Source organism: Sphingobacterium sp. B29, from assembly GCF_001952815.1.
In the GTDB taxonomy this organism is placed as follows: Bacteria; Bacteroidota; Bacteroidia; order Sphingobacteriales; family Sphingobacteriaceae; genus Sphingobacterium; species Sphingobacterium siyangense.
In genome coordinates, this window is record NZ_CP019158.1 from 4,719,035 (window position 1) to 4,735,430 (window position 16,396).

Consider the following 16,396-nt stretch of genomic DNA (forward strand, 5'->3'; position numbering starts at 1 on the left):
CAATTTTACTGAGCCCCCCATTCTTTATTCTGTTCTTTACCCATAAATAGCACCAAGGTTCCGCCTCGCATAATTTCATTGTGATCTATAAAACAGTTATTATAAGAGATGCCATTAAGTTCAGCCTTTTGGATGTAGCGATTTTCAGGCGAGTTATTTTCTGTTTTGATTACAAACTGTGTCCGAGGATAATATTTGGGATCAAGTTTAAAGGTGATCGTATCAAACACAGGACTTGTAATCTCATAGCGTGTGTCACCCGGACAAATAGGGTGTAATCCAGATGCCGCCAATACATACCATGCTGACATTTGCCCCACATCTTCATTACCTATCAGACCATAAACTGAATTATGATAGGCACGTGAACAAATTTCACGCGTCCATTTTTGCGTGAGCCATGGCGCTCCTAAACGATTAAACAAAAAGGGTGCATGGTGTACCGGTTCATTGGCATGGTTATAATAATTATTCCACATCATATCTTGCGGAGCGAGTTCAAAAAAACTATTGAGATCCGCGATGGTTTTTTGCTTACCACCCAAAAGGCCTGCAAGTCCATCCACATCATGAGGGACAAACCATCCCTGCTGATAAGGGTTGCTCTCAACACAGCCATAATTTTGGGTTAAGCGGCCCGTTTCTGGCCATTTACTCCATGTACCATCCTGTTCTTTCGGTCGAAACCAGCCGACTGTGGGATCAAATAGGTTTCTATAACTTTGCGCACGATGAGCATTTAAATCCACATCAGCCGTTTTATTTAATCGTTTTGCTAATTGAGACAGGCACCATTCTGTATAAGCGTATTCCAATGTCGTTGAAATTTCTCCTGTAGTTCCCTTTTCTCCATTTCCAAATTTTTCAACAGTCTGTCGCGCATATTTATAAGCTTTTTCTACATCAAAGTTGGATATCCCTTTCATATAGGCGTCCGTAATAACTGATACGGCAGGGTTTCCGATCATACAGCCACTATACGCATTCAAAAATTCCCAACGTTCTAAATAATCCTGTTTACTTTCTTCGGCCAATGTCACCAAAGAATTGATCATATCATTTACGATAGTCGGATTAATAATCGTTTGCAAAGGAAACTGACTTCGAAAAACATCCCAGCCGCTAAATACTGTTCGCTTGGTAAAATCTTTCGTTTGGTGAATATGTCCGTCACCGCCAACGTATTTTCCATCTACATCCGAGAAATCTCGCGGATCGATCATCGAATGATACAAAGCTGTGTAAAAAACAGTTTTCTCGTCTTCTGTCCCACCGTGAACCTCGATTTTCCCTAATGCATCATCCCATCGTTTCTGCATTTGCTTCAATACATTGTTAAAGTTCCAATCTTTGATTTCTGTTTCAAGGTTATTTTTGGCTCCCTCCATACTGACAAATGAAATTCCAGCTTTCATTAAGACCTGCTCATTTGCTTGTGTAGGGAATTCGGTATAAAACCCCAAATGTTTACCTTCCATAATGCCGATATTTTTTGTGACGACAGATTTGGAAACCATCTCTTGATAACTGGCACTTGTGACATCTTCCAATTTCCGTTTTTGCCCCTCTGGAAGGGCACAACTCCATACTCCTGTATCGGTAAAAGGCTTACTAAATTGGGCATAAAAATAGACCGTATAATTTGCCTTCCCATCACCATTTCCCCAACCTCCACCTTCGGGCGTGCACTTCATCCATCCTTGGATGGTATGGTTGTCCACCACTTTCACATATTGTTCCGTAGATGTACCACCTACTCGCCGCGCTAAGTCGATCTGAATCCGCGACTTTTTATGTTTGGGAAAAGTAAACCGAAGCATACCGCTATGCGGCGTAGCGGTCATTTCAGCTTTTATATGATAATCTGAAAGCACCACTTCATAATAACCGGCACCTGCTTTCTCATCTTTTTTGGAAAAACGAGAGCGGTAGCCTTTTTCCGGATGTTCGGCACTGCCTGCCGAAGTTTTCAGCTCTCCTGTGGTCGGCATGACTAAAAAATTACCTAGATCACCGTACCAGCCTATACCACTCATTTGTGTAAAGGCAAATCCTTCGATGGAGGTATGCTCGTAGTTGTATCCAGAACCATTATCTCCACCAGTGATCGTGTTGGGGCTAACCTGTGTTAAGCCAAATGGAGTTGCTGCCCCTGGAAAAGTTTTACCGAAACCATGCCCACCGGTTTCGGCTTTTTCACCACTGGTAACCGCACCGATAAACGGATTGACGTATTTAGATTGCGAATAGCAATTAAAATAGATAAAAAATAGAACAACACTAAATTGAATACGGGATATCATAAAAAATGGTTTAGATTACTTTGTCAAGTCTACGGAATCCGATAAGATACAGACAATTGGTTATGTTCGACCAAAAGTTTGCCAAAGACTATAAAACTGGAACAATATAATCAATCTCATTCTTTTTGTCTTCCCAAATCAAATTTCCTTAAAATCTCAAATACCCGTTCTTTACGCAATAACCACATGCCTAACTTTTCTTCGGCAACACCATCCAAAAGTCGGTACGTAAAGACAATCCCCTCCTGTTCATCCAACTGAACCTCTAAATATTTCATCGCAATACCATCTTTATACAGTATGGGGCAAATTTCTGTAATATGTGAGGACAATAAGAATACACTGTTCTTATATCCTTTCAAACAGTTAACTAATTCCTGGGTTGCTTCACTAGCATCACTATGGTTTGTCCCCTTGAATAGCTCATCCATGAGAATAAACATTTGCTTACCGGATGCCAGTAACTCCGCCAAATGTTTAACCCGTAATACTTCGTTAAAAAAGTGACTTGCACCTGCATTTATATTATCACCTAAATTTATGGTCGCCGATATTCCATCAAAAAGCACTGTTTTCATCGCATCTGCTGGAACCGGAAAACCAAGATGTGCCAGATAAACACAGCTTCCAATTGTCTTCAACAAGGTAGATTTTCCTGTCATATTTGCTCCAGTCAAATACCAAAGGTTATTTTCTTTATTGATTTCGACATCATTTTTAATGGCATCTTCGATAAATAAATTATAAGCTCCACGTATGGTGATCATATCCTCTCCCCCTGTCTTTTCCTCAATCTGAGGAAATACAAGATTCTTTCCTTTGATACTTTTTGCTACACTGAACAAGGCATCCAAATGATACAAAACATCGAAAATCTCACGTATTGCATTTCGTTTTATATTTCTAAAAAGATAATCGTATTTGATCATCAGCTCTTTAGAAAATTTGTTATTCAGCAACTGTATAAATTCATCCCGATCGATATCTTCCAAAACATAATCTATGTGTTTACTATACTCTTTGAGAATAGCTAAAGTATGACCTTCTGATTTTACATATTCTAATAAAATAGCAAGACCATCCGTAATCTTTGCTATTTCGTGAATAGATCGCTTTACAAGTATCTCGCGTTTTTTAAAATCCAAAGACAAAAAATTCGTTGACACCATTTCCAGGTAATAAGTAGTCCGAGAAGGTGAATAGGGTTCCTGTGGCAGAGACAAATATTGCTCAAGATCCTGCATCATATACTTATCCAATAGATCCGAAATCTCAACTTTTTGCATAAAAAGAATTAAATGCTGTCTGCTTTCTATTTCCAATTTAGAGGAAAGAGGTTTAAGAAAATAACTATACAACATGTCCCGCCCACCTACGGTAACTGTACAATCGAAAAAATCAATCATATCCTTATACCTGCTATTGGTAACATTTAAATCTGCTAAAGTCTGTTTGTCAACGATGGACATAATTTATTTACTGTGGCTCTTTCCCTAAACTTACTCAAAGTCATTATAATTAGCAACACTGTAGCAGAATCGTTATACAGCGAAATAAATTTTCATAATCATGAGATTACTAGCGATTATTCTAGAATATTAAAACTGAAATATATACCTAATGAGTCAATCAGGCAAGATATAGGTTCTTAAGCATTTAAATTTAGTTGAACATATCCAAGGAAATAACGGAAGGGTAAAAAACAAAAAAAACACCCGAAAGCATGGGGTACTCCGGGTGTTTTAGCCATATTATTAACCTATTTTATGAAAAGTGCCCTTGAATGGGCAACACTAAAATAGAAAATAACTTTGTATAAACAAAATAAAATCAAAAAAAAATCATTTTTTCTAAATCACTAAACCGGTTAAACATGGAAATTTAGCAGCGCGGCTAAAGTATTTCAAGGTCCTTTTTTGTTTGGGCACAAGTTAAAATCTAATTGATATTATCTTAATATATTGCAGGGGTATAACAAAGGGTTAGCAGGGGTATATCCCCTACTAATCCCTTGTTACCCCCCTATAAAAGTAGTGTTATTCCTTTCTTAATTTTGAATCTGAGGAGAACTTGATGCAGGCCTTCGCTATCATTGTGAGATTTTGTTTAATTTTAAATCGATCAAGTAACTGTTAGCTATGACCGAGCGTGAAATTCTGAGACAACATATCGACAAAACCGTCCAGTTAAACGACGAACAATTCGACTACTTCTTTTCTTTTTTTAAACCGATCTCCTTTAAAAAGAAACAAATGATTATCCGTCAAGGAGACCTTGTGGAACAAGAGTATTTTGTGCTAAATGGATGTTTAAAGACCTATTTCACCAACGATGAACAAAAGATGCATATCTTACAGTTCGCAACAAAAACCTGGTGGGCTTCCGATTATAATGCATTGCATAACCAAGGCCCAGCTACGGTCAATTTAGATTGTGTCAGCGATGCAGACACTCTTTGCTTATCGAACGAAGACCGTGAAAAAGTATGTAAGGAAATTCACGAAGTTGAAACCTTTTTTAGATGGCGTTCCAATAAAGGATATATTGGGCTGCAAAAAAGAATAATGTCACTGCTGAACAACGATGCTCGAAGCCGCTACGAGGAACTCATGCAGCAATATCCCGAACTCTATAATCTCATTCCCAAACATTTGATTGCAGCATATCTGGGTGTTTCCCGCGAAACACTGAGCAGGCTATACCAAGCCAAATAATGTGATCTATATCACAAAAGCAAAACCATTCGCTAAATTGTGATGTATATCACATAGGCTCTGGCAATTTATCCCCTACTTTGTACTATCGTTTTAAACATATAATTTTTTAACAGACTTGGTTATTTAATATGAAAAAAGACAAATTAAAAGTATTGGTTGTATTGACATCACATGACCAATTGGGAGATACGGGAGAAAAAACAGGTTTTTGGATTGAGGAATTTGCAGCACCTTACTATGTTTTACAAGATGCAGGAGTGGACGTCACAATCGCATCGCCTAAAGGTGGTCAGCCACCGATAGACCCTAAAAGTGCACTCCCGGATTTTCAAACCGAAGCAACCAAACGTTTTGATGCCGATAAGGAACTTCAAACAAAATTGGCAAATAGCATTCCTTTGGATCATATCAATGAGCAGGATTATGATGCTGTTTTCTATCCTGGGGGCCATGGACCTTTGTGGGATTTAACCAACGATAAGACATCCATTGCATTGATCGAATCATTTTGGGCCCACAACAAACCTGTCGCTGCCGTATGCCATGCCCCAGCTGTATTTCGCTATGTCAAGGATAGTAATGGTCAGCCACTAGTCAAAGGCAAAAAAGTTGCCGGATTTTCAAATAGCGAGGAAGAAGCGGTTCAACTAACGGATGTTGTTCCCTTTTTAGTGGAAGATGAACTCGTAAAATTGGGTGGTCAGTACAGCAAAGGGGAAGATTGGCATAGTTATGTAGTCAAAGATGGTCATCTCATTACCGGGCAAAACCCTGGGTCTTCGGAAGAAACTGCTAAAGCTTTGTTTACTCTATTGAGCAAGATATAATAAACAATTAGCTAAAAATCAACAAGGTTATTTCCTTGAAAGGAAATAACCTTGTTGATTTTTATATAGGTAGCAGCAAAGTACAAACTGGCTTTGGCCGATTTATATTTTTTGTGAGCAATATATAAAACCGTAATTTTTCCAATAGTGGAATGGACATCCTATAAGATTTTGGCATAAAAAAAGCACCGGAGTTTTCCGGTGCTTTTTTAGTTCAGAAGTTCAATAAAGACAAGTGAGTTAATTATTTTATGCTATAGGTTACGTTTGCCATTGTCAACCAAGGCGAGGTAAATCGTATATTAATTGTATCGCCCGATTTGCCCAAAGCCTGAACATACACGATCATTTTTCCATGATAAACGCGCTGTTTATTATCGGTATAGTCGCCCATATCTGCATTGTTCCCCGCTTCCATACCCAGTAATCGCGCATGTCCAGCAATATCACAGGTGATTTCATCTTCCGAAAGGACCACAGGAAGTCCCTTGTTATCCACCACTTGCAAGGCGACCTGCAAAATGCCACCGCCTTCAATCGCTTTCCCTCCTATCACCGTCGCCTGAATCGCCGCCGGACGTTCACTGGATTCGATAGTGTGCCGAACTACTTCTTTTTTATTCGTGTCCAGACCAACAACCTCTAGTTTACCAGCTGCATAGGGAATATCCCAAAAGATGATACCTGTCTTCTCATCGTAATTTTTCTCTTCGCCAACAACCTTACCATTGAGCTCCAATCGCGCCTGAGGGCTATTGGTGTAACAGACCACCCTGATTTGCTGTCCCTCCTGATAGTTCCAAATTGGCCAGGCATCCATGGAGGGCGCTTCATTTTTCCGTTGTCCTTGCTCGGATTCCAACGCAGACCAAACATCGGTAGTCGTTGCTGCGCCCTTCAATGGATAGGTTCCCAAATAAGCCATTGGTTTATCGGACCACAGCGATTGGCGGTAATAACCCCTCGGTTTAATAAAACCTGCGAAATCCAGCAGTCCCGAATAAAATCCACGTGAAGGCCAACGCCCCGACTCTCCGAGATAGTCAATACCCGTCCACAAGAACTGGCCAAATATATGCTTGTTGTCGCGTACGGCAAGCCATGCCGGAAGATCGTGCCGATTCTCACTTCCGAAAATCACGCGTGCTGGATAGCGCTGATGATCCAGTTGATAACGACTTTCGGTATAATTGTACCCTGCAATGTCGAGTGCCCCCGGATAGGCCGTTTCGTTGGACATAGCCACACCTGCAAGCCCTGCTGTAACAGCTCTGCTTTTATCATATTTTTTCACAACCGCAACCAAGCGTTTCGCTATATCACCCAATCGCATCGCATCTGGTGCATCCTTTTTGTATCCGCCATACGAAGCCTGTGTAAAACCACCCTCCTTCTTCTCGCCGTTAAGGACAGGATGTGAATAAGGGTCATTTGGATAATCCACTTCATTCCCTATACTCCAGGCGAAAATCGAGAGGTGATTGCGATCCCGTTTGACCATATCTGCAAGATCTTGCTCTCCCCAGCTTTCAAAAAAGTCATACGATCCCTCAAAACCGGGCGTTCCGACATTCCAGCCCTGCAGCCATTTCCGTTTTGGAAATTCCCATTCATCAAATGCCTCATCCATAACCAACAGCCCCAACTCGTCACATAAGGTGTAAAGCGAGGATGCTTGCGGATTATGACTGGTTCGAATGGCATTGACACCCAAAGATTTCAATGTCTGCAGCCGCCGACGCCATACCTCGGTATACATTTCAGCACCCAGCACACCGGCATCGTGATGTAGGCATACGCCTTTGACTTTCATCCATTCGCCGTTTAAAGCAAAGCCCTTGTTTGGATCAAATGTAAAAGTTCGGAAGCCCGTTTTGATTGCCGACTGATCAATTTGCTTTCCATTTTGCAATACGCTTGTCCGCAAGGTATATTGATTGGGTTGATCCAAGCTCCACAATTTAGGGTTTGCAACCGTCAATTGCTGCTGTATCGTCGCTTTAGCGGTAGCATCAATCTTTACTTTCTCCGATTTATTAGCGACAACCTTCCCTGCGGCATCAATCAACTCCTGCACAACGGTAAGCGCACTGCCGTTGGACGTACTATTGACAACGGTCACTTCGGTATTTAACATTCCTTTCCCTTGCTTTAGCTCGGGATAGGCATATACTCCCCATTGATCAATATGCAAGGGATTGGCCTTTACAAGCCAAACGTCACGATAAATGCCCGATCCCGTGTACCATCTTGAATCGGCACTTTTACTGTGGTCGACCTTAACAGCGATGGTATTTTCTTTTCCAAACTCAATATATGACGTGATATCATAAGAAAAGGATATATAGCCGTTGGGGCGTTTTCCAACAGATTTGCCATTGACAAACACCTCGCTTCGGTTGTATACCCCCTCAAAATAGATAAATATTTTTTTGCCCTGATCTGCCATAGGTATCAGGAGCTGTTTTTGATACCAGCCAATACCACCCGGTAAATAGCCTGTCGCGCTGGCTAAACTTGGACTGAGGGGGTATTTTACGCCCCAATCATGGGGCAAACGGACCTGCTGCCAAGCTCCACGCTTCGTTTCTGCGCTGGCCTGCCCCTCGATATCACCCAAATGGAAACGCCAGTCTGAATTGATCGCTTCGGCTTCACCAAATCCTGCCTGTGCGTATAGGCCACTGATGCCCATACCAATAGAAACAGCTAAGACGGATAGTTTTTTTATGAGATTATTCATTTTACTTTTTTGCATTAGGTTCAAGTGATTAAAGCGTTGGAACAACAGGCAACACATTGCCCTGATCATCAAAATACAAACGATCCATGCATACCTCCCGGTTAAATCCTGCTGCGTCGCCCATATCAATACCTTTGGGATAATTGAATCGATGGTAAACAATATACCATTCGTCTTTACCGGGAATCTGCAAAATCGAATTATGCCCAGTGCCATAGATCCCTTTCGCAGAATCTTTTTGTAAGACTAAATTATTAGCTGGAACAGTGATCGGTCCATCAGGGGAAGTTGCAGTTCCATAGCGTACCCGATAATTTTCACTCCGGGTATCGTCTTCTGACCAAAAGAAATAATAGCGTCCTTTGCGGTAGACAACATAGGCACCTTCGCGGAATGTCTTATCGGGAGTGAGTACCTTTACTGTATTTTTTTTGATGGAAACCATATCTTTGTTGAGTTCAGCAACAGCCAGATAGCCATTTCCCCAATACAGATAGCTTTTTCCAGATTTGGGATCGTTAAACACCGCCGGATCAATCTCCTGCCCGCCATTGACACCCTCAGGCTTAAAATCGATCAGCGGTTTTCCCGCGTCCTTAAAAGGCCCGGTAGGTAAATCAGCCACCGCAACACCGATCTTTTGCGCTGCTGTAAAATAATAATAGTACTTATAATCGTTCTTGACTTTCTTTTCCGTAATTGTAGGTGCCCATGCATTGCGAGGTCCCCAGGCAACATCTTTTTTCAGGTCCAAAATCACCCCTTCATCTTTCCACTGATTGAGATCGGAAGACGAGAAGGTCTTGAAATAATAGCCCCCCCAGCCATCAAAACCATCACTCGTTGGATAGATATAGTATTTTTTTGTTTTATTGGAATAGAGTACATCTGGATCGGCATAAAAGCCATCCAAAACGGGATTCTTTCTGAATGCGAATTCTATATCTTTGGGTTTCCCCCATTTGGAGGTCAAGTCCAAAAGTTCTTGTCTTGAAATAGGAATAATGGTCCCATGACGTGGATGGAAATCCATGTCAATTTGATGGTCGATTACTTTAAAACGATCAAGGTCTTCAGAGATGCAGAATTGGTACTTCCCTTTACCATAGACATCATACATCAGGATATATTTATCCGACTGATTGAGTTTAAAGACACTGGATCCTTCCACAGCATCATTGGTCTGCTGTTTATACCCCGGCTGTTCAATCCATTTTCCCGAAGTCAGAGAATCGGTTATCGCCAGCTTAATGCCATTTCCATGTCCTTCAGTTTTGTAAAAAAGGTAGAACAAGCCATTCTTTGCAATAATATCGCCATCGATACAGGATTTACCATTTTTTGGAAGAAACAGCACTTTAGGTTCGCTTTCAAAATCTGTAAACTCCTTATTAGCATAAGCATAGTAGATGATATCCGGGCCATTTCCGTGCTGCATGGACCAGTACACCATGTATTTACCGACCGAAGGGTCATATATAGTCTGTGGTGCCCATACTCTTTTCAACGCTTCCTGACCTTTGAAACGCTGCTGGATATCGATTGCCTGATGAGACCAATGCACAAGGTCTTCGGATTTTAGCAGGATCAAACCCCGATTAGAATCCCAGCCTTTGGAGGAGGTCATGTCGGTGAGCACCATATAAAATGTTTTCCCATCTTCGCCACGGAGAATATGGGGATCACGTACACCACCAGTCTTGCTGATCACCTTCGAATCCAGGATAGGCTGGTTTTCATTTAAGGCTCTGTAGGTATAGCCATCTGTGCTGATCGCAAAACAAACCGCTTCATCTGCGACAGCATTACCTTTGAAATAGGCAAATAAATAACCTGCAAAATCTTTGTCCGTAGGTCCGCTGCGATAAGCCTGAGCAAAAACACCGCATGTAGCATGTATTAAAAATAAGGTAACTAAGATTGAAATTTTGTTTTTTTTCATGAAGGTTTAGTAGAATAAATAAGCATTAGACCATTTTTTTGCATCGATGAAAGCCACGGGATATAATCCCGTGGCTTCGTAATCCGGCAATTTTACTTGCCATCAGCACCTATTTTAAAGCTATTTTTTGAACTGCCGTATAGTAGTACTCTCCAGATACCGTAGCTTTCACCCCTATTCGGGCAAACACATAATCGAGGTTTTTCAGGTTGTCCGGCAATTCACCGACGATACTTGTCGGTTGACCAAAAGCAACATTAGCCAAATTGGCATCCACACGTAGCTCGCGTTGTACCTGATCTGTTAAAACAGATTTACCGAGGTAAAGTCGCACAAACTCCAAATTTGCCGTACCTACTATTCTATTAACCGTAAAGTTAGCAGTAATACTGTTATTATTTTTTTGAAAAGACTCGTTTGTCACCGTGAAATAGGGTGTTACAGGCACATCAATTGTCGTATTGCCTTTCACTTGCACCAATACCGTATCGGTTGCCTGTTGTAGCCATGGTGAATCTCCTTTCCGCACCAATTTGTATTCGCCATCAAAAAGACTAACAGAAAAAGAGCCGTCCTGATCAAAATATACGGGTATTGCTGAGCGAAGCGGATACCCATCCTGCCATAATTCCAATTGAGGCCCATTATTCCGAACGCCAATCGCCTTTCCTTCATAAACAACGCGTCCCGAAAGCGTTGATTTTGGGGCTTCAAAATTATCATATTTGCAACCTACAACGAGTAGGCTTGCAAAAGCTACCAATAAGCTTAAAAATTTTATTTTCATGGTACAACTAGATTAATGGAATGGATTTCTAACTATTTTAGGATTTTTATTAATGACATCCTGACTAATGGACGCATAATAATTGGCCATACGGAAAAAGCGTGCCTTTCTGAAACGCGCAGGTCTTACCCGTTCATAGATATACTTACCGTCATCGGCATGCCCTGGACGCACGACACGATAAGCATACAGTCCATATACAACAGCGTTGGGATCATTTTCCGATCCGTCCCACACCAAATGTGCAATACGCCATCTTTTAAGATCATAGTAACGATGATCTTCGAAAGCAAGTTCGACACGTCGTTCGTTCCGGATAATATCCATTGTTAGGTTACTAACGCTATTGGCCGGAAATCCTGCTCTTTCGCGCAATTTATTGACGTAAGTTCTTGCGTCCACGGTCTGTCCCAGCTCAAATGCAGCTTCTGACGCGTTGAGATAAATTTCACCAAGACGAAACCACGGCCACCAGTTAGCAGCTGATGTACCGCGTGTACTGGCTGCCGGCGCATCGCTGACAAATTTACGGATATAGAAGCCGGTGTTGCTGACGTCCTGTGCGTCATAAAGCGGTCCATCAAAGCCGGTCCACAAACCACCACTCGCATAATTCTGTCCCAGTTGTGGCGCTGCAGTAAACTGGTAAGCTCCATTCGTCCCCCAAGTTGCCACTCCAGCCTGAATACTCACAGCACGTCCGCGGAAAGAAGTTCCCGGATAAATCACCGTCCCAAACAATCGAGCATCTTTATTCGCAAAAATATCGTTGATATTTTGATAGGCTACGTAATTTCCTGCGCCGTTTTTATCATGTAGTGTGCCTTTGCTACCGTCTAGATAATCAAAACTTTCTACAAGACTCAATGAAGGAGAAATTGTCGATGATGACTCATTGTCTTCGGTCAGACTTCTGACGATATTGTCATAAGCAAAGCGGTGAACTTTTAAACTCGTGACAAAATCCTTGGCAAAGATGACTTCGGCACCAGTTTTCTTATTGAGCATATCATAAAAATTGGCACCTTTATCGGCATTCTCATTGTAAAGCGCATAGGGACCATTCATAATTTCCTTGGAAGCAGCCAGCGACTTGGTATAATACCCCGTCGCCATATTGGCTGGAATACCCACTTCTCCTCCGGCAGTCGTTATCGGTGAGGCCATTAGATTATTATATTTCGCGATGGATGCCGCATAAAGCATTGCCCGACTTTCCAAAGCTAATGCTGTATACTTGTTGGCTCTGGTCTTACTGGCATTATAGACGGTAAGATCTTCCTTGATCTCTTCCAATTCTTTGTAAATAAAATCGTAGACTTCATACTCCTTGGCACGTGCTACCTGCAATGGTGTTGGATCACCGCTAAAGTCATAGATGAGCTGGGTTGTAACGATAGGTACGCCGCCCATGCGTTTGACGAGTTCGAAGTAAACAAAGGCCCGGATGAAGCGTAATTCGGCTTTATACTGCTTACGTTGTGCATCAGACAATTGTGTACTGAATTGATCGATATTTTCGAGGGAAAGATTCAGATCCCGAATCAGTCCATAATCCCAATAGCGACCGTAATCGTCACCAAACTGATAATCATTACGCCAGTTTTGATCGCGATGTCCCGACCACATGGCATCATCCAATTCGGTCATTCCTCCTGTATTGAAAACACCATGTAGCGTTGGCATTCTGTCGTAATAATTGGCGACGAGTGAAGTTAACAGTTTCGGGTCATTCCAAAGCTGTGCATCGGTAATCAATGATTTTGAATCCCGGTCAAACCAATCGTCGTGATTGCAGCTGCTCAACGAGGACAAGGTCAATAAAGCAACTCCTATATATGTAAGTTTAAATCGTAGTTTCATGTTAAAAAGTCATATTAAATCCAACCATAAATACCCTTTGCTGTGGATATACTACTGCTGCTCTCGCTTCGATCTCAGGATCAATCTGGTAGTCTTTGACATTGTCAAAAGAAATCAAGTTTGAGGCATTAACGTAGAACCGTATTTTTTCGGCCTTTATCTTTTGAATCCATGCTTTTGGCAGATTGTATCCAAGCTCCAGGTTGCGGACACGCAGGTAACGTACATTGGTCAACCAAAAATCACTATTTCGACTATTGGGACCTGAGTTGCCATTACGAATCGCAGGGTAGCGTCCCGGAATCCATTCACTGTTTGGATCATAAGGGTCTTTGCGATGCCATCTATCTTCAAGTAGATAGGCTGGAGAATTACCCCCACCGTGGAAGGCATTACGTAATTCATAATCCTGAAACCAGGATTGCACCGCACCACCGGCCAGATCAATATTTAAGTTGATGCCTTTCCAGTCAAGTCCTATCCGACCACCGAAGCTCATCATCGGTGCCCAACCCGTCGGATAACCGATCGGACGCTGATCCATATCATTGATAACCCCATCGCCGTTTACATCTTTATAAATCAGATCACCAGGAAGTTGCGTCCTATTGTTCTGACCATCATTATTGATCGGATGGTTGCGGATCTCTTCTTCCGACTGAAATCGTCCAACTACTTGGTATCCCCACCATACTCCGCCCCAGCGGTCTTCAATCGAGTTACGGTATTCATTCCACGAATTACTGAAACGAGGCTTATAGGTTTCTAGGTCACGATAACGTGAAAAAGTCATATTCCCACTGACAACATAGTTAAGCTCACCGACCTTATCGGTATAGGTAATGATACCTTCGGCTCCATAATAGCCGTTCTTACCGAGGTTTTCATTGGGAAGATCATAACCGATTTCGGCTGGTAATAGGACATCGTACCGTTTGCCAGGATATCCAGTACGGATAATTTTAAAGATATCGGCCGTCAATGTCAGCTTATTTTTCAGCAGTGTCGCATCGATACCCATGTTATAATTGGTGTTTTTAACCCAGGAGAGGTTGCGAACTGGTAAACCTCTAGGCTGTACCCCGGGCACATAAGCTCCGTCTAAGACAGCACTTCCAGCCGCCCAATTATACCCGGCAAGGTAATCGTGCATTCCCACGCCCTCTTCAAGTCCTGTTTGTCCGATCGAACCACGGATTTTAAGGTCACTCACCACAGATTTTAAGGATTTAAAGAACCCTTCATCCGAAATACGCCAACCTACCGATGCTCCTGGAAACAATCCCCAGCGTTTACCTTCATAATATTTAAAGGAACCATCATAACGGCCCAGTACCTCCAGAAGATACTTGCCCTTGTAGTTGTAGTTGATACGGCCAATATATCCAGCCCGAGCCTCGTAAGCCCATTCATCGGCCAAACTATTGAGCTCCGACAGTCTTAACAACGGAATATAATTGTTTGAAGGATTTGCGCCCAATGCCTTATACGTCCGGTCCCAATCTGAACGCTCATAGCCTAACATTCCCGCGAAAGTATGATCGCCGATCTGCTTGTTATAATCGATCTGGAACTGTGCAAAGCGAGAAACAATCTCCCTCGTGGTATCGTAACGCCAGCCAGCATCACTTCCACCAGTACGCTTATAGGCATTATTTTCGTACCGATATACATCATAGGTATATTGGAAGCCTTCAAATTTATTGTTGGTATAGTTGTAAGAAACAGTTCCTTTTGCCGACAAACCAAAATTTGTCTTATAGGCCGCAAAGAGATTCACATTTCCAGCAAGGTATTTATTGTCTTTATAGCCGGCAATATCGCGACTAAAGAGAGCCGGGTTATAGGGAAAATCATTGGTATGATTGATATATTCCGGATTGTCATTTGCGTAGGGACCTACAGTCGGCCTATTTTTCATAATAGCCAAAATAGACGAGAAGTATCCATCCCCACCTGGTAAGCCAACATCCTGTGTGCCCTCATGTCTTCCTGAAATCTGCGTCCCGACAGTAAGTCCTTTGAGTACCTCAGCTTCCATATTGGCCTGGAAATTGGTTCGCTTATAATTGAAATCCTTGATCATTGCATCCTGATTGAGGTGGCCCAATGACAGGAAGTAATTGGATTTTTCATTTCCACCGGTAACATTGGCATTGATGTATCGCTGTGGAATATTCTTACGGATCACCATGTCATAATAATCATAGCCTTGGTAGCCGGGCTCTGTCCCTGCCTGCCATTTCGCCAACTCCTCGGGCGTATATACCGTCCTCGGGTCGCGGTTTTCATTCTGTGCGGCCTCAACCAATCCACGTGTGTATTGTTTAGCGTTTGCCATGGTCGGAAAACGTGTCAAATTTTGCCAGCCTTGGTAGCCATTAATATTGATTTTTGCACTTTCTCCTTTTGCGCCTTTTTTGGTGGTAATCAATACAACACCTCTGGAAGCACGGAATCCATATACTGCTGCGGCGGCATCTTTCAAAATAGAGATACTCTCAATATCTTCTAGATTCAGCGAATTAAAGATATCTGCGCCGGAGCCATTCTGTGTACCAACCCAATCAGTACCTTCCTGACCTCCATAAGCAACCCCATCAATTACATATAAAGGCGAGCCCATATTCCGGATTTCGATCGCTGCACCACGACCGGGACGCGCGTCTTTGGCACGCACTGAGATCCCCTGCACCTTTCCTGCCAAAGCCCCAGCAGTCGTCGTCGATGATGACCGTACAATATCCTCTGATTTAATATTGCTTACCGCCCCTGTAATATTACGTTTGGACTGTTTACCATAACCAACAACGACGACATCCTCCAATACATTTTCATCGGCCTCGAGCTGGATTTTTAAATTTGTTGTTCCATCCAATGGAATTCGACGAGTCTTATACCCAACAAATGACACGACGAGCGTTCCTTTGTTAGCATTCAGCTCAAATTTCCCCGATTTGTCTGTTGAGGTTCCCTTACCTCCTTCCAGGAGGAGTACACTCGCACCAACGATAGGCTCGTTTGCTTTGTTGAAAACTTGTCCCGTAACCTTCTCCTGCGCATACAGCAATGTTGGCATCACGCTCAACATGGTGTAAAAAGAAGCAATCTTTAAGTTTTTCATAAATTTCAATACGAATTAAACAGTAAATAATACAATCTAGCCGGACAAGACAATATGATGGTAAACTACGGTCTACTTTGGTTATTTCTT

General features: G+C 42.2%; 9 protein-coding genes. 2 read left to right on the forward strand and 7 right to left on the reverse strand.

All coding sequences use genetic code 11. The features are described from left to right. Positions 1-5: 5 nt before the first annotated feature. Both BV902_RS20380 and BV902_RS20385 read right to left on the reverse strand, forming a co-directional pair. Positions 6-2,303, reverse strand: coding sequence for a GH92 family glycosyl hydrolase (locus tag BV902_RS20380; RefSeq protein WP_075993516.1), 2,298 nt, complete (start codon positions 2,301-2,303; stop codon positions 6-8). Positions 2,304-2,419: 116 nt separating this feature from the next. Further along, positions 2,420-3,772 (reverse strand): MutS-related protein, encoded by a 1,353-nt coding sequence (locus tag BV902_RS20385; protein ID WP_075993517.1) that lies wholly within the window; start codon positions 3,770-3,772, stop codon positions 2,420-2,422. A 669-nt stretch (positions 3,773-4,441) separates the two neighbouring features. On the opposite strand from BV902_RS20385, the gene BV902_RS20390 reads away from it, so the two are divergent. Together BV902_RS20390 and BV902_RS20395 are read left to right on the forward strand one after the other, a co-directional pair. Continuing rightward, complete coding sequence (locus BV902_RS20390) at positions 4,442-5,017, forward strand: Crp/Fnr family transcriptional regulator (RefSeq protein WP_075993518.1); 576 nt, start codon at positions 4,442-4,444, stop codon at positions 5,015-5,017. Between the two features lie 131 nt (positions 5,018-5,148). Further along, positions 5,149-5,847, forward strand: coding sequence for a type 1 glutamine amidotransferase domain-containing protein (locus BV902_RS20395; RefSeq protein ID WP_075993519.1), 699 nt, complete (start codon positions 5,149-5,151; stop codon positions 5,845-5,847). 244 nt (positions 5,848-6,091) lie between these two features. On the opposite strand, the gene BV902_RS20400 is transcribed toward BV902_RS20395, so the two are convergent. The 5 genes from BV902_RS20400 to BV902_RS20420 all read right to left on the reverse strand — a co-directional run bounded on the left by BV902_RS20400 (position 6,092) and on the right by BV902_RS20420 (position 16,306). Beyond that, positions 6,092-8,590: a sugar-binding domain-containing protein gene (locus BV902_RS20400; RefSeq protein WP_083663834.1), complete on the reverse strand. Its 2,499-nt coding sequence runs from the start codon at positions 8,588-8,590 to the stop codon at positions 6,092-6,094. Between the two features lie 28 nt (positions 8,591-8,618). Continuing rightward, positions 8,619-10,532, reverse strand: a complete 1,914-nt coding sequence (locus tag BV902_RS20405) for a family 43 glycosylhydrolase (RefSeq protein ID WP_075993520.1) — start codon at positions 10,530-10,532, stop codon at positions 8,619-8,621. Positions 10,533-10,641: 109 nt separating this feature from the next. Beyond that, complete coding sequence (locus BV902_RS20410; protein WP_075993521.1) at positions 10,642-11,319, reverse strand: DUF3823 domain-containing protein; 678 nt, start codon at positions 11,317-11,319, stop codon at positions 10,642-10,644. A gap of 12 nt (positions 11,320-11,331) precedes the next feature. Then, a complete protein-coding gene (locus BV902_RS20415; protein WP_075993522.1) occupies positions 11,332-13,182 on the reverse strand; it encodes a RagB/SusD family nutrient uptake outer membrane protein in 1,851 nt (616 codons plus the stop codon). 1 nt (position 13,183) lies between these two features. Continuing rightward, positions 13,184-16,306 carry a SusC/RagA family TonB-linked outer membrane protein gene (locus BV902_RS20420; protein WP_075993523.1) on the reverse strand — a complete coding sequence of 1,041 codons (3,123 nt, stop codon included), beginning with the start codon at positions 16,304-16,306 and terminating at the stop codon, positions 13,184-13,186. Between the last annotated feature and the right edge of the window lie 90 nt (positions 16,307-16,396).

Coding starts and splice junctions, on each gene's coding strand:
- BV902_RS20420 (WP_075993523.1), bottom strand. CDS start 16,306: ATGAAAAACTTAAAGATTGCTTCTTTTTACACCATGTTGAGCGTGATG.
- BV902_RS20410 (WP_075993521.1), bottom strand. CDS start 11,319: ATGAAAATAAAATTTTTAAGCTTATTGGTAGCTTTTGCAAGCCTACTC.
- BV902_RS20380 (WP_075993516.1), bottom strand. CDS start 2,303: ATGATATCCCGTATTCAATTTAGTGTTGTTCTATTTTTTATCTATTTT.
- BV902_RS20400 (WP_083663834.1), bottom strand. CDS start 8,590: ATGAATAATCTCATAAAAAAACTATCCGTCTTAGCTGTTTCTATTGGT.
- BV902_RS20385 (WP_075993517.1), bottom strand. CDS start 3,772: ATGTCCATCGTTGACAAACAGACTTTAGCAGATTTAAATGTTACCAAT.
- BV902_RS20415 (WP_075993522.1), bottom strand. CDS start 13,182: ATGAAACTACGATTTAAACTTACATATATAGGAGTTGCTTTATTGACC.
- BV902_RS20390 (WP_075993518.1), top strand. CDS start 4,442: ATGACCGAGCGTGAAATTCTGAGACAACATATCGACAAAACCGTCCAG.
- BV902_RS20395 (WP_075993519.1), top strand. CDS start 5,149: ATGAAAAAAGACAAATTAAAAGTATTGGTTGTATTGACATCACATGAC.
- BV902_RS20405 (WP_075993520.1), bottom strand. CDS start 10,532: ATGAAAAAAAACAAAATTTCAATCTTAGTTACCTTATTTTTAATACAT.